General features: G+C 65.5%; 21 protein-coding genes and 1 pseudogene. 6 read left to right on the top strand and 16 right to left on the bottom strand.

Annotated elements, in window-relative coordinates; translation table 11 throughout:
* Positions 1-388: TolC family protein (locus AC1D0P_RS05775; RefSeq protein ID WP_477675833.1), on the top strand; the 388-nt coding region annotated here is incomplete at its 5' end.
* Positions 389-625: 237 nt separating this feature from the next.
* Here AC1D0P_RS05775 and AC1D0P_RS05770 read toward each other — a convergent pair.
* Positions 626-1156, bottom strand: a complete 531-nt coding sequence (locus AC1D0P_RS05770) for a hypothetical protein (protein ID WP_477675832.1) — start codon at positions 1154-1156, stop codon at positions 626-628.
* A 272-nt stretch (positions 1157-1428) separates the two neighbouring features.
* Here AC1D0P_RS05770 and AC1D0P_RS05765 point away from each other — a divergent pair.
* From AC1D0P_RS05765 to AC1D0P_RS05755, 3 genes and pseudogenes are all read left to right on the top strand, one after another.
* Positions 1429-2531, top strand: a pseudogene (locus AC1D0P_RS05765) (methyltransferase).
* Positions 2532-2555: 24 nt separating this feature from the next.
* Complete coding sequence (locus tag AC1D0P_RS05760; protein ID WP_477675831.1) at positions 2556-3572, top strand: tRNA dihydrouridine synthase; 1017 nt, start codon at positions 2556-2558, stop codon at positions 3570-3572.
* A gap of 33 nt (positions 3573-3605) precedes the next feature.
* A complete protein-coding gene (locus AC1D0P_RS05755; protein WP_477675830.1) occupies positions 3606-4460 on the top strand; it encodes a PA4780 family RIO1-like protein kinase in 855 nt (284 codons plus the stop codon).
* Here the strand turns inward: AC1D0P_RS05755 and AC1D0P_RS05750 are convergent.
* On the bottom strand, positions 4457-5671 hold the full coding sequence (locus AC1D0P_RS05750; RefSeq protein ID WP_477675829.1) for a multidrug effflux MFS transporter: 1215 nt from the start codon (positions 5669-5671) through the stop codon (positions 4457-4459). The genes AC1D0P_RS05755 and AC1D0P_RS05750 overlap by 4 nt on opposite strands.
* A 283-nt stretch (positions 5672-5954) precedes the next feature.
* On the opposite strand from AC1D0P_RS05750, the gene AC1D0P_RS05745 reads away from it, so the two are divergent.
* The gene (locus tag AC1D0P_RS05745) at positions 5955-8378 is read left to right on the top strand and encodes a cellulase family glycosylhydrolase (protein WP_477675828.1); all 2424 of its coding nucleotides are present in this window, start codon (positions 5955-5957) and stop codon (positions 8376-8378) included.
* Between the two features lie 12 nt (positions 8379-8390).
* Here AC1D0P_RS05745 and AC1D0P_RS05740 read toward each other — a convergent pair whose 3' ends face one another.
* The 10 genes from AC1D0P_RS05740 to AC1D0P_RS05695 form a co-directional block, all read right to left on the bottom strand.
* Positions 8391-9998 carry a gamma-glutamyltransferase family protein gene (locus tag AC1D0P_RS05740; protein WP_477675827.1) on the bottom strand — a complete coding sequence of 536 codons (1608 nt, stop codon included), beginning with the start codon at positions 9996-9998 and terminating at the stop codon, positions 8391-8393.
* Between the two features lie 42 nt (positions 9999-10040).
* Positions 10041-10913 (bottom strand): ABC transporter permease, encoded by an 873-nt coding sequence (locus AC1D0P_RS05735; RefSeq protein ID WP_477675826.1) that lies wholly within the window; start codon positions 10911-10913, stop codon positions 10041-10043.
* Between the two features lie 3 nt (positions 10914-10916).
* The gene (locus AC1D0P_RS05730; RefSeq protein ID WP_477675825.1) at positions 10917-11858 is read right to left on the bottom strand and encodes an ABC transporter permease; all 942 of its coding nucleotides are present in this window, start codon (positions 11856-11858) and stop codon (positions 10917-10919) included.
* A 22-nt stretch (positions 11859-11880) separates the two neighbouring features.
* Complete coding sequence (locus tag AC1D0P_RS05725; protein WP_477675824.1) at positions 11881-13380, bottom strand: ABC transporter substrate-binding protein; 1500 nt, start codon at positions 13378-13380, stop codon at positions 11881-11883.
* A 99-nt stretch (positions 13381-13479) separates the two neighbouring features.
* Positions 13480-14529, bottom strand: a complete 1050-nt coding sequence (locus AC1D0P_RS05720; RefSeq protein WP_477675823.1) for an ABC transporter ATP-binding protein — start codon at positions 14527-14529, stop codon at positions 13480-13482.
* On the bottom strand, positions 14526-15554 hold the full coding sequence (locus AC1D0P_RS05715; protein WP_477675822.1) for an ABC transporter ATP-binding protein: 1029 nt from the start codon (positions 15552-15554) through the stop codon (positions 14526-14528). The genes AC1D0P_RS05720 and AC1D0P_RS05715 overlap by 4 nt, the downstream gene beginning before the upstream one ends.
* Positions 15551-16270 carry a DUF1028 domain-containing protein gene (locus AC1D0P_RS05710; RefSeq protein WP_477675821.1) on the bottom strand — a complete coding sequence of 240 codons (720 nt, stop codon included), beginning with the start codon at positions 16268-16270 and terminating at the stop codon, positions 15551-15553. Before AC1D0P_RS05710 ends, AC1D0P_RS05715 begins: the two co-directional genes overlap by 4 nt.
* Before the next feature lie 160 nt (positions 16271-16430).
* Entirely contained in the window at positions 16431-17390 is a 960-nt protein-coding gene (locus AC1D0P_RS05705; RefSeq protein WP_477675820.1) for a tripartite tricarboxylate transporter substrate binding protein, read from the bottom strand.
* Between the two features lie 48 nt (positions 17391-17438).
* Positions 17439-18659 (bottom strand): acetylornithine deacetylase, encoded by a 1221-nt coding sequence (gene argE, locus AC1D0P_RS05700; RefSeq protein ID WP_477675819.1) that lies wholly within the window; start codon positions 18657-18659, stop codon positions 17439-17441.
* 234 nt (positions 18660-18893) lie between these two features.
* Entirely contained in the window at positions 18894-19577 is a 684-nt protein-coding gene (locus tag AC1D0P_RS05695) for a hypothetical protein (RefSeq protein WP_477675818.1), read from the bottom strand.
* Positions 19578-19862: 285 nt separating this feature from the next.
* Between AC1D0P_RS05695 and AC1D0P_RS05690 the strand changes: the two genes are divergently transcribed.
* Positions 19863-20372, top strand: coding sequence for a DUF1993 domain-containing protein (locus AC1D0P_RS05690; RefSeq protein ID WP_477675817.1), 510 nt, complete (start codon positions 19863-19865; stop codon positions 20370-20372).
* Between the two features lie 47 nt (positions 20373-20419).
* Here the strand turns inward: AC1D0P_RS05690 and AC1D0P_RS05685 are convergent, their stop codons facing one another.
* The 4 genes from AC1D0P_RS05685 to AC1D0P_RS05670 form a co-directional block, all read right to left on the bottom strand.
* Positions 20420-20851 (bottom strand): hypothetical protein, encoded by a 432-nt coding sequence (locus AC1D0P_RS05685; protein ID WP_477675816.1) that lies wholly within the window; start codon positions 20849-20851, stop codon positions 20420-20422.
* A gap of 337 nt (positions 20852-21188) precedes the next feature.
* On the bottom strand, positions 21189-22235 hold the full coding sequence (locus AC1D0P_RS05680; protein WP_477675815.1) for a class I SAM-dependent methyltransferase: 1047 nt from the start codon (positions 22233-22235) through the stop codon (positions 21189-21191).
* A 216-nt stretch (positions 22236-22451) separates the two neighbouring features.
* Complete coding sequence (locus AC1D0P_RS05675) at positions 22452-22916, bottom strand: DUF4864 domain-containing protein (RefSeq protein WP_477675814.1); 465 nt, start codon at positions 22914-22916, stop codon at positions 22452-22454.
* Positions 22917-23033: 117 nt separating this feature from the next.
* On the bottom strand, positions 23034-23571 hold a 538-nt coding region (locus AC1D0P_RS05670), incomplete at its 5' end, for a PhzF family phenazine biosynthesis protein (protein ID WP_477675813.1).

Genomic DNA, 23571 nt, shown 5'->3' with positions numbered 1-23571 from the left:
GGGTGTGGGCGCGCTGCTGTCGCTGCCGATTTTTGACGGCGGCCGCCGCCAGGCCGGCGTGCAGAACGCGAATGCCGAGCTCGACATCGCGCTGGCCAACTACCGCGAGCAGATCCTCGTCGCCTTCAAGGACGTGGAAGACCAGCTTTCGGCCCTGCGCCTGCTGGCCGAACAGTCCGAAGCGCAGTCGCGCTCGGTGGCCTCGGCCACGCGCGCCACGGTGCTGTCGGACTCACGCTACCGCAACGGCTTTGTCAGCCAGCTCGAGCTGCTGGACGCCCAGCGCAGCGAACTGCGCAACCGCCGCCAGGCTTTGCAGGTGAAGGCCGCGCAGTATTTGGCCACGGTGGGCTTGATACGGGCTTTGGGCGGCGGCTGGACGGGCTGAACACCCCTATCGGCGCTCACTTCGTGTAGTGCCTTTTCCCCTTGCAGGGGACGGGGGATAGGTACACCCCTGTTGAAGCTCACTTCGTGTAGCTTCCTCTCCCCTTGCAGGGGACGGGCGCCTTTGGGCCGGCAAAGCCGGACCCCGGCCCCCGCTTGAGAAGAGAGTGCACCGCTGGTGGTTTGGCAAAGACAGTTCCGCGCCCCCCCGCTTTGGAAGAGGGGGCGGGCGACGCGCTTATTTCGCTTTGCGTGTTCTGTGAGGGACGAATTGTGTGCGGGGTACGGCATTGATGTTGGGCAGGTTCATGCCGAAGCCGGGAGGCAGGTCGTAGCAGCCGTCCAGGAAGATCCCGCCCACGCGCAGCGCTTGCGCGACCAGGTCTTTGATCTCGTCGATCCGGAGAAAAAAGCCCGCGGAGACTTTCACGAAAGAGTAATGGAAGTGGTCTTCCGTCCGGACCAAGGCAAAATCGCCGTTCTGGATCAGCACATAGCTGAAGGCCCAGTCCAAGTGGCCGGCAAGGCTGGCTTCCAGGAAGTAGATATCCCGGGCCTGTTCCACCATCCACCGCCGGCGGCTCAAGTCAAACCAGTCCCGTGTCGGGTGAATAAGGCCGCTCAGCTGGTTCGTGAGCCTTGGCGTGAAGACCGCGTCAAAAGTCTGCTGGTCAATCGGTTTGATTTCAAATGGCATGGTTTTTTGATACGCCTGACAGCGGCGTATTCCCTCCAGAAGCCGCACCTTAGGAGCTTTGACGGCAGCCATTCACGCCGAATGTCCGCTCACGGAACATTGAAGGTGGATTTCTGAAAATAGGAGCGAATGCTGTGAAGCACTGCGATCAGGCCAAGGAATCCAGGCAACCCGGGCAGGTCGTGATGACCTTTCCGCGCAAGCGCCAATCTCTGGGCCTTGACCGGTGTTTCACCGGAAAAGCGGCGATTTCCAGCTTTGGCAGGCCGTTTTAAGGGCATTCAGCCCAAACAGGAGGCCGCATCTGTTAAAACACTTGGCTCCCTTTGCTGTGTTTGTCCCCGATGCCTGTTTCACCTGCCTCCCCTGCCGTTCCCGCCTCTTCATCTACCGCGCCCGCGCTCATTCACTGGACGGAAGGCGGCGAAGCCCGTTCCGCGCGCTGGCGTTCCGAGCGCGGCGCCGCGCCGCCCAAGCGTGTGGTCATCGCCGACGACAGCCTGAGCGCCGATGCCGCCTATCGCCTGGCTTGCGAGGGCACGGGCCTGCTGTGGCGCGGCGACTTCCAGAATGCCCGCATGCTGGTGCAAGCCCTGGCGCGACGTGTCGACAAACCGGCCAAACCCAAGCGCGACAAACGCGTCAAGGCCCAGAAGGCTGGTGAGGCCGCGCAGGCCAGTGTCCCGATTGAAGCGCCGGCGCCGGTGTTTCCCGAAGCTTTTCACCTGCACCGCCAGGCCCAGGCGCAGCGTGCCCGTGTGCTGTCCATGGTGCTCATCCCATTTGATGCGGACTACAGCATCCCGCTGCGCCGTGCACCCGACGCAAAAAAGGCTTGCGCCGAAGCCTGGGGGCCGGCGAAAGAAGGTAACGGTTCTTCAGTCGCTTCGCTGCGTGAACTGATGGGCTTCATCAGCGCCCACGAATGGCGCCGCAAAGGCGTGCCGATTCCCGCGCTGGGCGAAGACGGGCCGCACAACCGCATCCACCCGCATTACGGCGTGTTCTCGCCGGTACGCGGCGAGTACATAGACCTGGTGAACGGCTGGGTTTTCCGCAGATTGAGGTGCGCGAGGCCAATCTGTTTCCTGAAGGCCGCGCCCACATCATTGTCTGCAACCCGCCCTGGCTGCCCGCGCGCCCCGGCTCGCCGGTCGAGCATGCGGTGTATGACGAAGACAGCCGCATGCTGCTGGGTTTTCTCAACAGCCTGGCCGCGCACCTCGAGCCCAAGGGCGAAGGATGGCTGATCCTGTCGGACTTTGCCGAGCACCTGGGCCTGCGCACGCGCGCCTGGCTGCTGGCCGCCATCGATGCCGCAGGCCTCAAGGTCATAGACCGGCTTGACGCGCAGCCGCAGCATCCCAAAGCCTCGGACGCCGGCGACGCGCTGCATGCGGCGCGCGCGGCCGAAGTGACCTCGCTGTGGCGATTGGGCGCCAAGTAGCCTTTGGATGCGATGGAGGGCGCGATGAAAGCTGAAGCACACGCCACTGTCCTGCTGGCCCCCATGGAAGGGCTGCTGGACTTTGTGCTGCGCGACATCCTCACGCGGGTCGGCGGCATAGACCGCTGCGTCTCCGAGTTCATCCGCATCACCGACCAGCTGCTGCCCGAGCGCGTGTTCTATCGCATCGTGCCCGAGCTGCACCATGGCGGCCGCACACTGGCCGGCGTGCCGGTGCGCGCGCAACTGCTGGGCTCGGATCCCCACTGCATGGCAGAGAACGCCGCGCGGCTCGCGGGCTTGGGGCCGGACGGCATAGACCTCAACTTCGGCTGCCCGGCGGCTGTCGTCAACCGCCACGGCGGCGGGGCCTCACTGCTCAGGGAGCCTGACACCCTGACCGCCGTGGTCGGTGCCGTGCGCCGCGCGGTGCCGGCTTCCATGCCCGTGTCGGCCAAGATGCGGCTGGGTTATGACGACGATGCGCGTGCCGTCGAATGCGCGCTCGCGATTGAAGCGGGCGGTGCCGGCGAACTGGTGGTGCACGGCCGCACCAAAGCCCAGGCCTACAGGCCGCCGGCTTACTGGGAGCGCATTGCCGACATACGCGCGGCGGTGAAAATCCCGGTCGTCGCCAACGGCGAGATCTGGACGGTGGAGGACGCGCGGCGCTGCCGCGAACTCTCAGGCTGCGATACCTTGATGATTGGCCGCGGCGCGGTGCGCGACCCGGGATTGGGCCTGGCGATCAAGGCCGACAGGCGGGGCGCGCAGGCGGATGTCAGCTGGCCCGCCTTGCTGCCGTTGATTGAAGATTTCTGGCGCATCGTGTGTTCGCGGATTGACACGCGCGCCCGGGCTGGGCGGCTCAAGCAATGGCTCAATTTTTTGCGGCGGCGTTTCCCCGAGGCGGAAACGGCCTACCAGGCGATCAAGACGATCAACGACCCGGTGCTGGTCGAAGCCTGGCTGGCGGGGGCGCTGCAGGACTGCGTGCTTGAACCAGCCGCTGTGCGCCGGCCTTTGCCAGAATTGGCCTGAATATTTCGAAATCCGCTCGCTGAAAAGGCCTTCATGAAAACACCCCAGAGATTGCAGTCCCTGCTCGAAGAAGGCCTGATCGACAGCGTCGTGCGCCAGCTCATGAGCGGCAAGGAGGCCATGGTTTACGTGGTGCGCTGTGGTGACGACACGCGCTGCGCCAAGGTCTACAAGGACGCGACCGAGCGCAGCTTTCGCCAGGCGGTGGACTACACCGAAAACCGCAAGGTCAAGAACACGCGCCAGGCGCGCGCCATGGCCAAGGGCACGCGCTTCGGCCGGCAGGCGACCGAGGCAGCCTGGCAAAGCGCCGAGGTCGATGCGCTCTACCGGCTGGCCGCGGCCGGTGTGCGTGTGCCCAAACCGCACAACTTTTGCGACGGCGTGTTGCTGATGGAACTGGTGACCGACGAGCACGGTGACGCCGCCCCGCGTTTGAACGACGTCGAATTTACGGCCGAAGACGCGCGCCTGCACCACGCGACCCTGCTCACGGAGGTGGTGCGCATGCTGTGCGCCGGTGTGGTGCACGGTGATCTGTCGGAGTTCAACATCCTGCTGGGCGTGACCGATGGCCGGCCCGGCCCGGTGATCATCGACCTGCCGCAGGCGGTGGACGCCGCCGGCAACAACCACGCGGGCCGCATGCTGCTGCGCGACGTGGCCAACATGCGCGGCTTTTTTGGCCGTTTCGCGCCCGAGTTGCTGCAGACGGACTACGGCAGCGAGATCTGGGACCTGTACCAGCGCGGCGTGCTGCAGCCCGAGACGGCGTTGACAGGCCGCTTCACGCACAAGACCGGCCCGGTCAACCTGGGTGCGGTGATGGGTGAAATCGACGATGCACGCGCTGAGGAAGCAGCCAGGCGCCTGCGCATGCAGGCCTAGAGCTGCTCTTGGCGCGCCGGGGCGGGTGCGGTGCGTACGCCACCCAGCGTGCCGCGCGACATCGCATACGCCAGCAGCGCGCAGCCCGCGATGCCGGCCACCATGGGCAGGGCGGTTCCGTCGGCAAACACGCCGACCGTCGCCATCACCACCGCGCCGGTCACGAACTGCAAGGTGCCCATCAGGGCCGAGGCCGTGCCGGCGATCGCGCCGTGCTCTTCGAGCGCGAGCACGGCGGTGGTCGGCACCACCAGGCCCAGGAAGCCGTAGCCCAGCAGCAGCAGGGCGATCATCACGTCCAGGCGTTCAATGCCGGCCAGGTTGACGATTAGCAGCAGCGCCATCACAGCGGCGTAGCCGGTGACCGCCACCTTCACGATGGGCACCAGGCCGAAGCGCGCGGCCAGCTTGCCGGTGAATTGCGAGACGCCGATAAAGGAGGCCGCGTTGACGGCGAAGGCGATGCTGTATTGGCGTGGCGTGAGGCCGTAGTGGTCTATCAGCACAAAGGAGGAGTTGGCCAGGTAGGCGAAGAAGCTCGATATGCCGAAGGCGCCTATGAAGACCAGGCCCATGAAGTGGCGGTCGCGCAGCAGCACGCCGTAGGCCTTGATCGCGCTGCCGAAGCTGCTGTCCACCCGCTGCTCGGGCGGGCGTGTTTCGGGCAGGGTGAAGCCCACCAGCAGCAGCCCGGCGGCGGCGGCTACCGTGACGGCCCAGAACACGCTGCGCCAGCCGAAGGTCTCAATCAAAATGCTGCCGGCCAGCGGCGCCAGGATGGGCGACACGCTGAAGACCAGCATCAGCAGCGACATCAGCCGCGCCGCGTCATGGCCGGTGTGCAGGTCGCGCACGATGGCGCGCGGCACGACCATGCCGGCGCAGGCGCCCAGGCCTTGTATGAAACGCAGCACCACCAGCGTGTGGATGTCCGGGGCCAGCGCGCAGCCTATGCTGCCCGCGGCGAACAGCAGCAGGCCGAAGTAGAGCGGCGCCTTGCGGCCGACCATGTCGGACACCGGGCCGTAAACAATCTGGCCTATGCCCAGCGAGATGAAGAAGGCCATCAGGCTGGCCTGCACCGCGCCCATGGAGGCGCCCAGGCTCTGCCCGATGGAGGGCAGGGCGGGCAGGTACATGTCGATGGCGAAAGGGCCGATGGCGGACAGCAAACCCAGCACCAGGGCTGCCCGGAAGAAACTTTTGGTCATGAAAGGAAAAAGATCAGGCCGTTCGTGCTATTGACAGCGGGCTCTTGGCCCCTGCACGAAACCGGTGTTGTGAAAGCTGCCAGGGTAGGGCCGTGGCGGCAAAAAATACCTGGCGCTATTGTCACCGACCTCGCGTTTTCGCGCTCGCACTGTCCAAACCTGTCAGCCTTGACAGGGGCCAAATGTAAGCGAGGCATTGTGTTGCTTCAAACTGTAATGAAGCGGAAATACCGGGCTTAACCTGAGTCTTTCAAAGACATGCAGCAACAGGAGAAGCCTTCCGATGCAAAGACGCGAATTTTCCAAAACCGCTTTGGCGGCCGGCGCCCTGGCGGCCCTTCCCCTCGGCGTGAGCCGGCAGGCGCAAGCCGCCGTCGCGCGCGCCGCGGCCGGCATGCCCGCCATGGGCACCAATCTTTCGGGCATGGAATGGGCCAAGCCCGGCCTGCGGGCCAACACCAGCTCGGCGCCCAACCTGCATTTCACCGTGCCGCGCAAGGCCGACGTGGCCTACCTGGCCGCCTGCGGCTTCATGAAGAACCGGCTGCCCATCCAGTGGGAGCTGTTGCAGCCCATGCTGCACGACACGGTGGCCAATGCGGCCGCGAAGGCGGCCATCGGCAACCCGGGCGCCTTCCATGCGGGTTATGAGGCCTTCATCACCGGCGTGCTCGACGCCCATGCGGCCGCCGGCACGCGCTGCATCATCGACAACCACAACTACGGCCGCTACCAGGATTTTCGTTTCCAGCCCGACGGCTCGGTGATAGGCCTGACCGTGCCGCCAGGCGGCGTGCTCAGACCCTACACCACCGATGCGGTGCAGATCCAGTCGCGGRTTTTTTCATTGGCGCCAGGCGCGACGCTCAAGATCGCGCACTTCAGCGATTTCTGGACGCGCGCGGCGACCAAGTGGAAGAACCACCCGGGCTTCGGCGGTTACGGCCTCATGAACGAGCCGCACGACATGCCCAAGCCGGGCGGCGTCATCGCGTCGAATGAGGAAGCCGTGAAGGGCGGCGAAGACCTCACGATCTGGCCCACGTTCGCGCAGGCGGCCATCCAGGCGATACGCGCGGTCGACACCGTCAACCCTATCTATGTGGCGGGCAACCAGTACGACTCGGCCATGTCCATAGGCACCAAGAATCCCGGCTTTCCGCTAACGGGGACCAACCTGATTTATGAAGTGCACGTGTACCTTGACGCCTTCAGCAACGGAGCCTTTTTTGACTACGACACCGAGGTCGCCAAGAACTACAGCGCCGGTTTCGGCACCGGTCCCATCAAGGTCTCCACCGGCGCGGACCGGCTCAAGATCGCGGTCGACTGGGCTGCGGCCAAAGGCGTGAAGCTGGCGCTCACCGAGGTCGGCATGCCGATCGACGACCCGCGCTGGGARGCGATGTTCGCGCAAACGGCGGTCTACGCCGCGCAATCGGGTTGCGAGGTCTACACCTGGATGGGCGGCAACCACTGGCCGATCCGCAACTACGCCATCAACCATGTGCCCGGCTGGCACCAGAGCAAGACGCTGGAGTCGTCGGTCTCGGGCGTGCTCAAGGCCGCGGCCGGCATTGTGCAGGCGACCCTGTTCGACGACGGGCCCGGCTATGCGCCGGCGGGAACACCGATCACGATCACCGTTTATGCGCGCGGCAACCTGGCCCAGCCGGTGGTGCTCACGGTGGCGTCCAACAAGGGCGGAACCTTGAGCAAATCGCGCCTGACGATTCCCGCGGGCGCCAATGGGCAGGACAGCTTCACTTACACACCCGCCGCCAACCAGATCGCGACCCTGAGCTACACCAGCGATGGGCAACTGGGCGGCCAGGTGCCGCCGCCGCGCAAGGTGTTTTCGCTGACGGACCCGGCAGGCTATGCCGCAACCAATCTTGCCGACGCAGCGCTGGCCATCGTCGCCAAGTACGGCGCCTGCAAATGGGAACTGGCCGACGGTTACACCGACTACCTGCTGGGCGCGCCGGCCGCGGCGGGCCAGGTGGTGCGCGCCGTGTCGGATTCAGGTTATGGATCCAGCCCGGGCAATGCCCTGGAGATGATCAACTGGATGAACAAGGACAACGGCGCTGCGGGGCCGATGTCGGTGCCCGTGATGCGCGTGACCAACGGCAAAAAGAACTCCGACCACAGCGTGCCCGAGTCTTTCGGATTCTGGTGCAAAAAATCCAGCCGCATGGCCGGCGTGCAGCCCAACCCGCGCAACCGCGTGCCCTACAACCTGGAAGACGCGCATTTCGCCATCGCGGCCCTCAGCGTTCCCGTGGCTACCAACACCGGTGTGGTGTTCCAGGCCTCCAAGACGGAAGACCCGCAGACCTCGGAGCTGGGTTTTCTGAACGGCCAGCCGCGCGCCCGGTGGATTGACTCCAAGGGCCAGACGGTGCAGTTGCTGGCGCCGGCCAGGCTCGCCGTCAACACACCGGCAGTGCTGGCGCTGGCATCGGTGGCCGGCGCGCAAAAGCTGCGCCTTAATTCCGCCGAAGTCGGCAGCAGCGCAGCGACCTTCGCGCCCAGCGCCTTCACCCAGATGCTGATGGGCTGCGGCTACATCAGCTATTACCCGCGTGAAGGTTTCCGGGGAAACCTGTACGCGGTTATCGCAGGCAAGGGTGCGCCCACCGTGGCCGAACTGGCGGTGATGGAGCAATACCTGGCCAGCACGGCCGGCCTTGCGCTCAGGTGAGCGCCGGGAGTTTTACCAGGCGGCGATAGAGCCGTCTGCGCGCGGCTCCGTCCCGCCGCAAAGCACGCCCTCGGCATTGCGCCAGATGATCTGCCCGCGGCCGAAGCCCATGCGGTTGCCGGACCATGCCACCTGATGGCCCAGGCCGGCGAGGCCGTGGAAGAGGTGCTCGGGTGTGGAGCGTTCTATGCTCACGCGCTTGCCGCTTTCCCATTCCCAGCGCGGCGCGTCCAGCGAAGCTTGCGGGTTCAGGCCGAAGTCCACGGTGTTCATCACCATCTGCACATGGCCTTGCGGCTGCATGAAGCCGCCCATCACGCCGAAGGGGCCTATGGCCCGGCCACCCTGGGTCAGGAAGCCCGGGATGATGGTGTGGTACGGCCGCTTGCCGGGTGCCAGGCAGTTGGGGTGCTTGGCGTCGAGTGAAAAATTGTTGCCGCGGTTGTGCAGCGCAATGCCGGTGCCCGGCACCACCATGCCCGAGCCGAAGCCCATGTAGTTGCTCTGGATCAGCGAGACCATATTGCCTTCGCCGTCGGCCGTGCTCAGGTAGACCGTGCCGCCGCGCGAAGGCTCACCCGGCATGGGCTGCAGAGCGCGCTCACCTATGAGCGCGCGGCGCTCAGCCGCGTAGGCGTCCGACAGCAGGTCGGCCACGGACACGCGCATGTGCGCCGGGTCGGCGATGTGCGCCAGGCCGTCGGCAAAAGCCAGTTTCATGGCTTCGATCTGCAGGTGGTGGGTGCGCAGGCTGTCACGCTCGATGAAGTCATAGCCCTTGAGGATGTTGAGCGCYATCAGCGCGACCAGGCCGTGACCGTTGGGTGGGATCTCCCAGACGTCATAACCACGGTAGTTGGCGCTGATCGGGTCGCACCAGTCGACCTGGAAGGCGGCCAGGTCTTCCTGGGCCAGGTAGCCGCCGGCGGACTGCACAAAGGCCGCGATGCGCTCGGCCAGCGGACCGCGGTAAAAGCTTTCGGCGGCCGTGTCGGCAATCGATTGCAGGGTGTCGGCATGCGCGGCGGAGCGCCAGATCTCACCCGGCTGCGGCGCGCGTTCCGGCGCGAAGGTGTCGAACCAGGACTTGAAATACGGTTCCTTGAACTTTTCACGGAACAGCGCCGTGGCCTGCTGCCAAGCCGACGCCACGGTGGGCGAGACCGGAAAGCCCTCGCGTGCCAGTTCGACGGCGCGTGCCATCGAGGTCTTGAGCGGCAATTTGCCGAAGCGCTGCGCCAATGCGGCCCAGGCGGCGGGCGTGCCCGGCACCGTGACCGGCAGTGGCCCGTACTTGGGCACTTCGGTCAAGCCCTGGCTGGTCAGTTTGTCGAGCGTGATGCCGCGCGGCGCCGGGCCGCTGGCGTTCAGCCCATGCAGCTTGCCGCCGTGCCAGACCAGCGCGAAGGCATCGCCGCCTATGCCGTTGGCATTGGGCTCAACTACCGTGAGCGCTGCGGCCGTGGCAATCGCCGCGTCAATCGCGTTGCCGCCGGCCTGCAGCACCTGCAGGCCCGCCTGCGCGGCCAACGGCTGCGAGGTGGCGACCATGCCCTTGTTGGCATAGACCACGTTGCGGCGGGAGGCATAGGGGTAGTGGAGGGCGTCGAAGGTAGGCATGATGGATGAGGGAAAAGCGCGCCGTATTGGTGCAGGTCTATTTTATTTGTGCTTGGGGTCCAGCGCATCGCGCAGGCCGTCTCCCAGCAGGTTGAAGGACAGGACCAGCAAAAAGATGGAGAGGCCGGGCCAGATCGCCATCCAGGGGGCATTGTCGACGTAATTCTTGGCGGTGTTGAGCATGCTGCCCCAGCTGGGCGCCGGTGGCTGCTGGCCCAGGCCCAGGAAGGACAGGCTGGCCTCGGCGATGATGGCGGCGGCAATCGCCAGCGAGGCCTGCACGATCAGCGGCGGCAGCACATTGGGCAGGATGTGGCGCAGCGCGATGCGCCAGTGCGGGTTGCCGACGGCGCGCGCCGCCTCGACGAAGTCTTCCACCTTCATGGCCAGCACCTGCGCGCGCGTGAGGCGTATGAAGATGGGGGTGGCCGACACGCCGATGGCGATCATCGCGTTGCTGAGGCTGGGGCCCAGGAAGGCAGCCAGCGCGATGGCCAGGATCAGGAAGGGAACGGCCAGCATGGCGTCGGTGAAGCGCGAGATCAGGCCGTCCGTCCAGCCGCCGACGTAAGCCGCCAGCAGGCCTATGGGTACGCCCAGCACCATCGATATGCAAACCGACACCAGGCCCGCCATCAGCGAGGCGCGCGCGCCCCACACCACGCGTGAGAGCACATCGCGGCCGATTTCGTCGGTGCCGAACAGGTATTGCAGGCTGGGCGGCTTGCGCACGGCGCTCCAGCTGGTGGCAATCGGGTCGTAGGGTGCGATCCATGGCGAAAACAGCGCAAGTGTCACAAAAATCAGCACGATCGCCAGGCCCAGCATGGCGCCGCGGCGCCGCATCAGGCGGCGCAGCGCACGGCGGGCCGGTGTGGCCTCACGCGGAATGGCGGCGGGCAGGACAGCGCTCATGCCTCAACCCCTCAGCCGTGGATTGACCACAAAATACGCGAGGTCGGCCAGCAGGTTCAGCAAAATGTAGACGCTGGAGGTGAACAGCACCACGCCCTGCACGACAGCGTAGTCGCGGTTGAACACCGCGTCCACGATCAGCTTGCCGAAACCGGGAATCGAAAACACCTGCTCGGTCAGCACCGCGCCCGACAGCAGCGTGCCGAACTCCAGCGCGCCCAGCGTGATGATGGGCGTGAGCGCATTGCGCAGCGCATGCTTGAGCACCACGCGCCGCTCGGTCAGGCCCTTGGCGCGCGCGGTGCGCACGTAGTCGGCATTGAGCACCTGCAGCATGGCGCTGCGCGTGTGGCGCATCAGCACGGCGGCAATCGCGTTGCCCAGCACAAAGGCCGGCATGATCATGGCCGCCAGGTTGGCCCCGAGGTCTTCAAAGGGGCTGACATAGCCCGAGGCCGGCAACCAGCCCAGCTGCACCGAGAACACCAGGATCATCAAAATGCCCAGCCAGARGTTGGGCGTGGACAAGCCCCACAGCGCGATCACATTGGCCAGGTAATCCCAGGCCGAGTCCTTGCCGACGGCCGAGACGATGCCGGCCGGGATGCCGATCAGCAGCGCGATCACCATGGCCATGGCCGCCAGTTGCAGCGTGACCGGCAGCTTCTCCTTGATCAGGCCCAGCACCGGCTGCTGGATGCGCATGGATTCGCCCAGGTCGCCGTGGAACACGCCGGAAATCCAGTAGGCGTAACGCATGGGCAGCGGCTCGTCGAGGTGCATTTTCTTTTGCAGGTAGGCGATCACCTCGGGGTCCTGGTTTTCCCCGGCCAGAACCGACGCGGCATCACCGGGCAGCAGTTGCTGCAGCCCGAAGATGATGACCGTGACAAAGAACACGGTCGGGATGATCGCGGCAAGCCGCTTGAGGAGGTACTGGAGCATGTGAGTCGGGCGCGGCCTGCTTTTACATCTTCAAACCCTGGATGCGGACCAGCCCGTCAGGCACGGTGCGCATGCCGGTGATTTTCTTGTTGTAGGCCCACAGCCAGTTGCGGTGGAACAGGTAAACAACAGGCTTGACCTTGTCGGCTTCCGCGGCCAGCGTGGCAAACACCTTGATGCGCCCGGCGGTGTCCAGCGTGTTGCGCGAGCGGTTTAGCAACTCGTCCCATTGCGGCCTGCATTCGCCGCTGTAGTTCAGCGGCTGCTTGCAGCCGTAGAAGCTGAACAGGTTGCCGTCCGGGTCGGCGCGGCCGCTCCAGGCCAGCACATAGGCGTCGAACTGGCCCTTGTCGGCCAGGTTCAGCGAGGTGGCGAATTCGGTGGACTGGATCTTCACGTCAAAGCCAGCCTCCTTGGCCATGGCCTGCACCACCTGGGCCACGCGCTGGGCATCAGAGGTGGTGGGCGTCATCAGCGTGAAAACGGGGTTGGGCACACCCGCTTCTTTCAGCAGCTGTTTGGCGCGTGCGATGTCGCGCTTGGGAATGGGGACGTTCTTGGCATAGAAGCTGTTGGCGGGTGGCACCCACTGGTTGCCCGGCGTGGCTTCGCCGTCCATGGCGACCTGCACGATGCCGGCGCGGTCCAGCGAGAGCTCAAAAGCCTCGCGCACGCGCGGGTCGCGGCCCAGCGGATTCTTCTGCGCCTGGTCGCTCTTGCCGGTGTTGATGGTGATACCCTGGTAGCCCAGCTCGGTGATGCGCGAGAAGGAGAGCTTTTTGTCGGCCTTGATGGAGGCGATGTCGGAGGGTGCCACGCGCTCGATGAAGTCGAGCTGGCCGGAGCGCAGGTTGGCCAGGCGCACGGTGGCGTCGACGATAGGCTGGAAGACGACTTTGTCGAAGTGGATGTTGGCCTTGTCCCAGTAGCCGGTATAGCGTTCCAGCACGATGCGGTCCTGCGCCACGCGTTCGGTGAATTTGAAGGGGCCCGAGCACACCGGCCTGGTGCCGAAGTTGGTGGGCGCGGCCTGCGCGGCCTTGGGCGAAACCATCATGCCGGCGCGGTCGGCCAGCACGCTGAGCAGCGGAGAGAAGGGCGCGCTCAGATTGATCTTCACGGTGAGGTCGTCGATGACGTCTACCGTGGTGACGGGCGCCAGCTCGCCGCGGCGATTCGAGCCCGCGAGGGTTTTGTGGCGGTCGATGTTGAACTTCACCGCGGCGGCGTCGAATTTTTCGCCATCATGGAAAGTCACGCCGCTGCGCAGCTTCAGGGTCAGCGCCTTGTTGTCGGCCGACCAGGTGTAAGAGGTGGCCAGCTGCGGCACGATGTTGAGTTTTTCATCGATGTCGACCAGCTTGTCGCACAGTGAGGAAAACACAATGCGGCTCACGAAGCTGCGCGCCAGCGTCGGGTCCAGCACGTCCGGATCTTCGGCCAGGCCTATGCGCAGGGTTTGGGCTTGCGTGGCGCAGGCGGTGGCGGCCAATGTCAGGGCCAGCAGGATTTTGGTGCTCATGGTTCTTCCTTCACGGTTGTCGATTGCGATGATGGATGGCTTGGACGGCTGCCTTGCGCCGGAGATATCTGGGGTTGGGATGAACATCATGGGTCTCCATCAGGCCGCTTGCGCATGAAAGGCCGCCTGGAGCCGGAGCAGCCTCTCGTTCACGACGGCGCCGCCGGTAATGCCGGCCGGCGCCTTGATCTCTTCCCAGAAATGGCAGGCCACGGCGTGGCCGCCTTGCGAACGCAGGGCGGGCACTTCCTCGGCGCAACGGTCTCGAGCGTGGGGGCAGCGCGTCCTGAAGCGGCAGCCCGAAGGCGGYGTGATCGGGTTGGGCACGTCGCCCTGCAGCAGCGTGCGCTCGCGCTTGAGACCCGGCTCGGGCACCGGGATCGCGGAAAGCAGCGCCTGCGTATACGGATGGCGGGGCTGCGCGAACAGGCTTTGTTTGTCGGCGTATTCGACGATCTGGCCGAGGTACATCACCGCCACGTGCGAGGCGATGTGTTTGACCACCGCGAGGTCGTGCGCGATGAAGACATAGGCCAGGCCCAGGCGGCGCTGCAAATCCTGCAGCAGGTTGACGACCTGCGCCTGGATGGACACGTCCAGCGCCGACACCGCCTCGTCGCAGACGATGAGCCGCGGCTCCACCGCCAGCGCGCGCGCAATGCCGATGCGCTGGCGCTGGCCGCCCGAGAATTCATGCGGATAGCGCTGCAGGTATTGCGGCGCCAGGCCCACCAGGTCCAGCAGCTCGGCGGCGCGTTCGCGGTGCCGGCCGCGCGCCAGGCCGTGCAGGGCCAGCGGCTCGGTCAGCGCCTGCTCCACCGTCATGCGCGGGTTCAGCGAGGAATACGGGTCCTGGAAGATCATCTGCAGTTCGCGGCGTTTGGCGCGCAGGCGGCCGGCCGGCAGGGCCATCAGGTCCTCGCCGTCAAACCAGACCTGGCCCGAGGTCGCGTCCAGCAGGCGCAGCACCAGCCGTCCCACGGTGGATTTGCCGCAACCGGATTCACCGACCAGCGCCATGGTCTCGCCGGTGTTCAGTTCAAAGTTGAGCCCGTCGACCGCATGCACGACCGCCTTGGAGCGGCTGAACAGGTGCGGGCGCACCGGGAAATGCTTGATCAGGTTTTCGACCTTCAGCAGCGCGCTCACGGCATCACCTCGCTGGTGACGGCGGCGGCGGCGCGGCGGGTTGCCATGCCTGCATCCAGCGGCGCGCGCCAGCAAGCTGCTTCGTGGCCGTCGCCCATGTCCATCAGCGGCGGCACTTCCTGGCTGCATTTGTCGATGGCAAACGGGCAGCGCGGCGCGAAGCGGCAGCCGTCCATGCGCGTCATGGGGGTGGGCACCTGGCCCTCGATGGCGTTAAGGCGGTCCTGCGCCAGGTGCAGTTTCGGGATGGAGCCCAGCAGGCCGATGGTGTAAGGGTGCTGCGGCTCGGCGAACAGGCGGGCTACGGGCGCGCGCTCCACGATCTTGCCGGAATACATCACGACGACCTCATCGGCCAGCTCGGCGATCACGCCCAGGTCGTGCGTGATCAGGATGATGGCGGTGCCGGTTTCCTCGCGCAACGTGCGCATCAGGTCCAGCACCTGGGCCTGGATGGTGACGTCCAGGGCGGTGGTGGGTTCGTCGGCGATCAGCAACTGCGGTTCGCAGGCCAGCGCCATGGCGATCATCACGCGCTGGCGCATGCCGCCCGAGAGCTTGTGCGGGTATTCGTCGATGCGTTGTTCGGGCGAGGGAATGCGCACGCGGCGCAGCATGGCGATGGCATGCTCCCTGGCCTCGTCCGCGCTGATGTCGCGGTGGCAGCGTATGCCTTCAATCAGCTGGTCGCCGATGGTGAAGGCCGGGTTCAGCGAGGTCATGGGCTCCTGGAAGATCATGGCCATGCGGTTGCCGCGCAATGCGCGCATCGCGTCCGGGCCCAGCGTGGCCAGGTCGGTGCCCTCAAAGCGGATGGAGCCCGCGGAGACACGCCCCTGGCCCTTGGGCAGCAGGCCCATGATGGACAGCGAGGTCACGCTTTTGCCGCAGCCTGATTCCCCGACGATGCCCAGCGTGCGGCCGGAGGAGACGGAAAAACTGATGCCGTCCACCGCGGCGAATTCGCCGCCGCCTTCGAGCTTGAAGCTGGTGCGCAGGCCGCTCACCTCGAGCAAAACCGTCATTCGGCGGCTCCGCTGCGCAGTGCGTGAAAACGTGTGATCTCGGCCTCGATCACGGCACGGTCGGTGATGCCTGCGGGGCTGCGGCGCGAAGGCAGGCAGGTGCTGAAGGGCTGGTAGCGCTCCAGGCTTTTGTCATAGAGGCGGCGCAGTTCCTGCAGGGGCTCGGCATGGTCGTCCACGCGGATGTCCAGTGCGCAGTAGTCTTCTGTGGTGTAAATCAAAAGTGCGGCGGCCTGCTTGCCGCGCTTGTCGCCGCCCGCGGCTTCGCCGGCAGCGAGGGCGGTGATCAGGCGTTCGGCAAAAGGGAGTTGAGCATTGGCCTCATAGGCCAGCGCCGTGACTTCAACCACCTGCGGGCCGGCCAGCATGTTGCCGGCGACGGAGTAGCCAACACCTGCCGTATGGCCGCACCAGTCTATGCAGGCGCTGCCGGTGTAGCCGGCGGTTTGGCCGTTTGCGGCTATCAGGTGCACCTGGCGGTGGTCACGGCCTTCGTCGGCCGAGGTCAGTCGCTTGATGATGTAGTCGGGAGACTGGCCGAAGGCCAGGCCGTCCAGCGCCGGCGCGGCATACAGCGGATTGACCAGCGCCTGCGTGGCCACCGCGCCCACGCCGCTGCGTGCGTGCGGGCACAGTGCGCCCACGGCAAAAAATTTGCTGGCAACCGCCACGCCGAACGCGCCCGATGAATCGCGCGCGATGAGGGACCAGGTCATGTATCAGACTTTCATCGCAACTGCGCCCTTGACCAGGCGTCTCGTGCTCCCCGCAAACAAAAAGCCGCATGAAGCGACTTTCAAATAGCTAATGGATGACGCATTTATCATGCCATGCTTCGGCGGGCTGCGCCCGCCGACCAGGGCGCCGCTTCGCCGTTTATTCGACCTTGGCGCCCGAGGCCCTGACGACTTCCGCCATGCGCTTGTAGTCGACCGCCAGCAGCTTCGCGAAGTCGGCGTTGCTCATGGCCAGTGGCTCGATGCCCTGCTTGTCCAGGCGCTCCAGCACCACCGGGTCTTTGAGGACCTTGGCCATGGCCGCGTTGACGCGGTTGACCTCGCCCACCGGTGTGGCGGCGGGGCCCAGCAGTCCGAACCATGAATCGAACTGGTAGCCGGGCAGGCCGCTTTCAGCGATGGTGGGGACATCGGGCAAATATTTGGAGCGCTTGGGCGAAGTCACGCCGATCAGGCGTATGCGGCTGTCTTTGGCAAAGGCCAGCGCGCCTATGCTGGCGGCGATCACGGCATGGGCGCGGCCGGAGATCACTTCGTTGATCGCCTCGCCCGTGGCCTTGAGCGGCACGTGCACCACATCGATGCCGGCCAGGCCGTTGAAGTAGGCCATTGAAAGGTGCGTGGCGCTGCCGACGCCGGCGGTGGCGTAGTTGAGCTTGCCGGGATTGGCCTTGGCGTAACGGATGTACTCGGCGGCGGTTCTGGCCGGTACGTCGGGGTGGATCATCAGCACGTAGTCGGCGGTGCCGATGTGCGCCATGGGGGCGAAGTCTTTTTGCGGGTCGTAGCTGAGCTTGGTGTACAGCGTGCCGGCGATGTTGTGGCTGGCCGCGCCCAGCACCATGGCGCCGCTGTCGGGCGCCGACTTGGCGACAAAGGCCGTGCCCACGGTGCCGCCGGCGCCGGGCCGGTTTTCAATGATGACGGTCTGGCCCAGCGCCAGGCCGAGCTCGGTGGACATGGCGCGCGCCAGCAAGTCCTGCACGCCGCCCGGCGCAAAAGGCACCACGATGCGCGCGATCTTGGCATTGGACTGGGCGAGGGCGCCGCCTGCGGCAAGGGCCAGGCCGGTGCCCAGGAAATCTCGGCGTTGCATCATGGAATGGTTTCTTTCGGGTGAAGGGTGGTTGCGGTTCGGATCAGGTTTTCAGTTCACGCAGATTTCATCGGCCAGGCGGCGCATGAAGCGCTCGCACCAGGCGAGTTGGTCGAGTGTGACCCATTCGTTGGGCTGGTGTGCCTGCGCGATGTGGCCGGGGCCGCACACGATGGTCGGCACACCGACCTGATGGAACAATGCAGCTTCCGTGCCAAACGACACCTTGCCAGCGCCCGAGCTCGAATCAACGTCGGCGCACTTGAAGCACAGCCGGGCGATCTCGCTGTCGGCTTCCGTCGCGAAGCCGGGCAGCACGGAGTTGAGCTTGTGTGTGATGCCGGTATCGGCCGCCACGGCCTGCATGGCCGGGACCAGGCTGTCGGCGAAGGCCTTGGCCTCGTTGAACAGTTCGACCGGCGAATTCATGTGGTGGTGGCGAATCTCCCAGGTCACGTCGCAGTCGCGCGGGATGATGTTGAGGGCGGTGCCGCCGGCGATCACGCCGGTATGAATGGTGGTGTGCGGCACGTCGTAGATCGGGTCGAAGGGGCCTTCGGCCACCAGGCGGCGGTGCATGGATCTCAGGTGGGCGACGAATTCACAGGCGATCTCCACCGCGTTGACGCCCAGCGGCGTGAGCGAGGAGTGCGCCTCGAAGCCGCGCACCGAGGTCTTGTAGGCGTGCTTGCCCTTGTGCGCGATCACCACCTGCATGCCGGTGGGCTCGCCGACGATGCAGCCGGCGGGTTTGTAGCCCTGGTCCACCATGTCGGCAATCATGCGGCGCACGCCTATGCAACCAACCTCCTCGTCGTAGCTGAAGGCCAGGTGCACCGGGCGCTTGAGTTTGCGCTTGAGCAGCTCGGGCACCATCATGAGCGCGGTCGCGCCGTAACTCTTCATGTCGGTCACGCCGCGGCCGTAGAGCTTGTCGCCGATGATTTGCGCCGCGAAGGGGTCGGTGTCCCAGGGCTGGCCGTCGACCGGCACCACGTCGGTGTGGCCCGACAGCACCAGGCCGCCCAGCCTGGTTTCGCCGTTTTCGGCGGGCAGTGTGGCCCAGAGGTTGGCCTTCTTGCCGCTGTCGTCATAGGTGCGGCGGCATTCAATGCCCAGGGCTTCAAGCTTCGCCTGCGTCCAGTCGAGCAGGGGCAGGTTGCTGTCGCGGGAGACGGAGGCAAAAGACACCCATTTTTCAATCAGCGGCAGGGCGGCAAGGTCGGCGGCCTGCACGGCGCTGCGGGTGGCGTTGGGAAGGGGGGCATTCATGGTGGGCCTTTGTGGTGCGGCGCGATGCCGTGGTTTCAGAACGGCGGCGGCCGGAGGAATAGCGAGGGCGAGGGCATTGCCGGRAAATTGTATGACAGCATACTATTTTGCGCGCACGCCATCCTGTCCGGGCCGCTGGCTACGCCCGGGCAAAAAAAAACCGCCGGATCGGGTGATGCAGCGGTGTTGTGCAGCCAGGAGTGGCTGGGAAGGTGTGGGCGCTTGCCGGCAGTCTTATTTTTTCCCGCCGCCACCACCGCCACCGCCACCACCACCGCCGTTTCCACCTCCGTTGCCGCCCGCGTTGCCTCCGCCATTGCCGCCGCCGTTACCGTTGCCCTTGCCGCCACCATGGCCGGCGTCTTTGCCGGTGCCCAGGCCCTTGCCCGCGATGTCGGCTTTGGCAACGCTGTCTGCCTTGGCGGAATGGCTGGATGCCTTGCCGCTCTTGTCGGTGTGTGAAGCGCTGACGACCGAGCCCAGCGTCACGCCCATGCCTTTGGCGATCTGCCCCCAGCCCATGCCCTCGCTTCTTTGCCCGAGCACGCCGCCCAGTGCGGCCGAGAGCTGCCCCGGCGTCGGATTGCTGATGCCTTGCTGCGCCAGCGAGGTCTTGGCGAGCGAGATGGCGATGTTGACGTTGCCGTAGCCCATCTTGCCGGTGGACGGCGACAGGCTGGCGGCGGGCGCCGTGGCGTTGGGGCCGGTCAGGCTGGGCCCCAGGGTGATGGCGGTGCCGGTGCGCAGCCCGTTGACCATGGAGCGGGCGTTTTCCGGTGAGCCGGCGAAGGCGCTGTAGTTGGCGGCCAGCCGGGCGCCTTCGGGGTTGCTGGTGGTTTGCGCGAAGGCGGGGCCGCCGCACAGCAGGATGGCGCTGCTGGCCGCCAGGGCAACAAGGGTTTTGGGGAGGGTGAACATGATGGGTACCTCACGCTGGTAGCGCCGGCTGCGGGGTGCAGCCATGGCTTACTGATATTGATATTAGGAGTTTCTGCGTACGCAGAGTGCGTGTCGCGATGGCGTCCTACGTCTTTATGAGCATAAAAGCGCTGTCCGGTACCCGGATGTAAAAGTACGCGCAAAACGTTGGCGGCATTTGCGGGTACCCGGCGCCCGGAAAGCGGCTGCGGCTGAACCCGGCGAGAATGCGTCTCGCGGCATGCGCCGCCCCGGCCATTTACTCCTCACAGAAAGCATTTCCCCATGACCAGCAGCATCTACACCACCTCCATTCCCGTTTTCAAGCAGATGCTGGGCGGCCTCAAGGGCGTCCTGGCCAAGGCCGAGGCCCACGCGGCCGCGAGGAACATCGACCCCAACGCGCTGTTGCAGGCGCGCCTTTTCCCCGACATGTTTCCCTTGCTGCGCCAGGTGCAGGTGGCCAGCGACTTCGCCAAGAGCGTGTCGGCCCGGCTGGCCGGCGTGGAAGTGCCAAAAATCGAAGACAAGGAAACCACGTTTGCCGAACTGCAGGCGCGCATAGACAGCATACTGGCCTTCATCGAGGGACTGGGTGCGGCGAAGTTTGACGAAGCCGCCACGCGCGAGATCGTCACGCAGGCCGGCACGCCCAAGGAAAAGCGCTTCACGGGCCAGTCTTACCTGCTCAACTACGGCCTGCCGCATTTCTTCTTCCACACCACCACGGCGTACGCCATCCTGCGCCACAACGGCGTGGAAGTGGGCAAGAAGGACTACATCGGAAGCTATTGAAATTTATCGCAGGCGCCCGCGGATGGGCGCCTGCCGACGGCCTTGCGTCAGTGGGCTTGCGTCCACACGCTGGGGTCGGGCAGCTTCTGGTGGGGGCAACTGGCGCCTCCGTCCAGCTGCCATGAAATGCCATGCAACCAGTCATCGGCATGCGGCTCAAAACGCTTGAGGTCGGCCATCAGGGCTTTCTCGAACGCCACCGCGTAGGTCAGCAGGCGCTGGTCCCAGTGTTTCATGATGATGCGCACGTGCATGCCTTCACCGTGGCGGCTGGAGGTCAGCAACATCTGGCAGTCCAGCCACTGCGACGGGATGCCCGCCCGCCGGGCGGTATCGCGCAACAGCACCTGGATGAGCTGCCGCCGCAAGGCAAGGGCRGAATTCTCTTCGCCGGGGAGAGAACCCTCCGATTCAGGGAGGCTGGCGCCGACGGTCCTTGCAGGTTCGCTTTTTGTTCCAAAGAGCTGGTTGAGTTTCATGATGTGCGGGCATCGTGTTGTGGCGCCGGCCGGCTGGCAGGGCGTGTTTCACGCTGGGCCAGAGGGTCGGCGTCATATGTTACAAGGTGTTAACAATGTCCGCGAACCCCGTCCCCAAGTCAAGCGGATGAACTTTTAAAACCGGAACTTTTTCATGAAAACATGAATTGAACGCTGTCTTTTTGTACGCGTCAAAATGGGAAGTCTCAGAGGGGAAGCTGCCTCATCGTCGCGCGTCAGTCTCAACGTCACGTCCTGCCCGAAGGACTCATACCGCGTTTGCGCTGCGTGGAACGCTTGCTCCGCTAATTGTTTCTATATGTAACTAAAATGAGCTCTAAGCCCGCACAAAGTAGACGAAGGTTGTCTGCGGGAAGACGTGCCGGTAGAGGGGGCGGGCAAGCACCCGTGCCAGGTTTTTGGGTTGCAGCATCCCAGAGGCGCTGTTGTAGAGCCGGTAAAAGCTGGGGTGCAGCGGCTTGAGGCCGAACTCCTTGCCGAAGGCCACCAGAGAATCGTGGCTGAACGCGTTGATGTGCTCCAGCGGGGCGATCGGCATCTGGTCGCCGGCTGAAAGCGCGCCGAAATTTTTCCCCTGGCTGATTTTTTTCAACGCGGCCGCCGCATCGGGAACGCTGATCTTGATGACGCCGTCGCCCGACAGCGCGTCGCGCAGTTTTTCGAGCACCAGCCGGGGTTCCGTCAGGTGTTCGAAGACCTGCTCGGTATTGATGAAACGGAACCTCCTGGCCGGCAGGTCGCCCAGGCCGACGACCCGCAGCCCGACGGACCGGCCATGGCGGGCGCGCTCCTCGGACAATTCAACACCCCACACATTGCAGCCGAAGCCCATGGCCATCTTCGACCAGTGTGCCCAGCCGAAGCCGAAGTCCAGCATGTCGAGATCACCCGGCGGCAGCCCGAAGTGCTGGATGATGAACTGGACCTGCTCGGCGAGGTAGCGGTATTCGTCCAGGCTGTAGTTGCGGTGTTCGCGCTCCAGCTCGGTGCCCGGAACCCAGTCGTTGTAGATTTCGCCGAGCAAGGGGTCGTTGGGCACCTGTTGCTGGAAGACCAGGCCGCAATGGTCGCAGCGGGCGAGGGCATAGACGCCCGCGTCGGCTGTGGCGGACGCATGGCCTTCATAGTGTCTTGCGAGATACGCCTGGATACCCGCGCCGGTGTACGGCTCCTGGTAGACAAGGGACAGGGAGCCTGAAAGGCAGCCGGGGCAGCGGGTCCTGACTTTGAGTGGCGATTCTCCGGGCAGCGTGGCGCCCTGAAGCGGCGCCTGGCGCGGCGTTGGCAGGCCTTCCCTGCGGGACGGTGAAGCCGGTTCAACCGGCAGGCGTGGGAGTTCAAGTGAGCTGGCAGGCATGTTCATGGTGGCTTCCGAAGTGCCGCAACGCAGCAGTACCGGCCACCTTAGCCGCTGGCGGGGTCCGCGCGGGTAACCCGCTGTAAACCGTGTATCGACTCCCTGTCGCGAGGAAGCCATCCTGCAGCGGCAGTTTCGACGGCGCGGCGGCGCCTGCCTGGGCGCTGACCCATGCCGGCGCTCTACCAACGGGGGCGCCGACACTGAGCCGGCGTCCGTGCATCAGGTCATGCGGTTCCGGTTTTCGACCACCGCGCAACCGGTGATGCGCCACGCTTTGTTTCGTTGCCGCTCCAGGCTGTAGACCGCCAGCCACGAAGCGCCGCCGGCATCCGTCATCTGCACACGCTGGATGGCCTGGTCGTCCTTGCCCTCGGCTTTCAGGAATGCCACCGAGCCTGGGCGGTACACGACCGGGTAGTCCCTGCGCACCATCGCCATGAAACCGGCGGCGTTGCCGACGGCTTCACGCACATTGGGTGCGGCGAATGAAAATGCCTTGGCCGCGTTGTCTTTGGCAAACGCGGCGAGCTGGCTTTCGATCACGCCGCGCACGCTTTTTTCGTCCGCCGCCGTAAACGGTGCGGCCTGCGTCGGCGCGGCGCCAAGCAGCAGCGCCAGGGCCGCAGCCCCGGCGGTGAGCAGACCGCGCAGCTGCGCCGAAGCAAGGTGTATGCAGATGTTCATGGTTTTCCTCCTGGGGCAGCCTTTGTCGCGGTGCCGGCAGCGCCATCATGCCGCAACTTGCCTGGAAGTACGCAGTCCGCGGCGCCGCAGATGTACCTCTTCGACCTGGAGCCGCTCTTAAAGGAGTTGCCCGCGCGCCAGCACCACGACGCCACCGCTGACGAGGATTTCACCGGTCGCATTGGCCTGCACGGTGATCTTGCTGGGGCGCCCGACAAAGCGTCCCTGCTTGAGCGTGATGAGCTCGCCCGCCGCCGCCGCGCCGTGCTGCAGCAGGTAGGCGCCCACAGGGCCGGCCGCGCTGCCGGTGGCGATGTCTTCCACCAGCCCGGCGTTGTCCCAGGTGCGGCCTTCGCGCGCCGCCACGTCCAGCACGTAGGCAAACTTGGCGCCCACGGTGGCCAGCAATGCCTCGAAGGCCGGGTGCACGACGCGCGCGCGGTCCAGTCCGCCCGCGGCGGGCACCAGCAGGTAGGGCAGGCCGGTCGACACGACCTGCAGCGGAAAGCGGATGTCCAGCTGCGAGGCCTCGAGGTTGAGCGCGGCCAGAAAGGCCTGGCTTTCGGCGCGGCCCAGCGGGGCCTGTAGCGTGGCCTTGCCCTGGTTCATGCGGGCGTTGTAGGTGGCAGCAGTGCCCTCCAGCCGCGTGGTGCTG

The organism is Polaromonas sp. P1_G2, from assembly GCF_056405515.1.
This window is presented reverse-complemented; position numbering and strand designations above follow the sequence as displayed.

What these genes read in the sequence shown, in the direction of transcription:
- AC1D0P_RS05770 (WP_477675832.1), bottom strand. Translation starts at nt 1,156, where the DNA reads ATGGCTGCCGTCAAAGCTCCTAAGGTGCGGCTTCTGGAGGGAATACGC.
- AC1D0P_RS05760 (WP_477675831.1), top strand. Translation starts at nt 2,556, where the DNA reads ATGAAAGCTGAAGCACACGCCACTGTCCTGCTGGCCCCCATGGAAGGG.
- AC1D0P_RS05755 (WP_477675830.1), top strand. Translation starts at nt 3,606, where the DNA reads ATGAAAACACCCCAGAGATTGCAGTCCCTGCTCGAAGAAGGCCTGATC.
- AC1D0P_RS05750 (WP_477675829.1), bottom strand. Translation starts at nt 5,671, where the DNA reads ATGACCAAAAGTTTCTTCCGGGCAGCCCTGGTGCTGGGTTTGCTGTCC.
- AC1D0P_RS05735 (WP_477675826.1), bottom strand. Translation starts at nt 10,913, where the DNA reads ATGAGCGCTGTCCTGCCCGCCGCCATTCCGCGTGAGGCCACACCGGCC.
- AC1D0P_RS05725 (WP_477675824.1), bottom strand. Translation starts at nt 13,380, where the DNA reads ATGAGCACCAAAATCCTGCTGGCCCTGACATTGGCCGCCACCGCCTGC.
- AC1D0P_RS05715 (WP_477675822.1), bottom strand. Translation starts at nt 15,554, where the DNA reads ATGACGGTTTTGCTCGAGGTGAGCGGCCTGCGCACCAGCTTCAAGCTC.
- AC1D0P_RS05710 (WP_477675821.1), bottom strand. Translation starts at nt 16,270, where the DNA reads ATGACCTGGTCCCTCATCGCGCGCGATTCATCGGGCGCGTTCGGCGTG.
- AC1D0P_RS05705 (WP_477675820.1), bottom strand. Translation starts at nt 17,390, where the DNA reads ATGATGCAACGCCGAGATTTCCTGGGCACCGGCCTGGCCCTTGCCGCA.
- argE (WP_477675819.1), bottom strand. Translation starts at nt 18,659, where the DNA reads ATGAATGCCCCCCTTCCCAACGCCACCCGCAGCGCCGTGCAGGCCGCC.
- AC1D0P_RS05695 (WP_477675818.1), bottom strand. Translation starts at nt 19,577, where the DNA reads ATGTTCACCCTCCCCAAAACCCTTGTTGCCCTGGCGGCCAGCAGCGCC.
- AC1D0P_RS05690 (WP_477675817.1), top strand. Translation starts at nt 19,863, where the DNA reads ATGACCAGCAGCATCTACACCACCTCCATTCCCGTTTTCAAGCAGATG.
- AC1D0P_RS05680 (WP_477675815.1), bottom strand. Translation starts at nt 22,235, where the DNA reads ATGAACATGCCTGCCAGCTCACTTGAACTCCCACGCCTGCCGGTTGAA.
- AC1D0P_RS05675 (WP_477675814.1), bottom strand. Translation starts at nt 22,916, where the DNA reads ATGAACATCTGCATACACCTTGCTTCGGCGCAGCTGCGCGGTCTGCTC.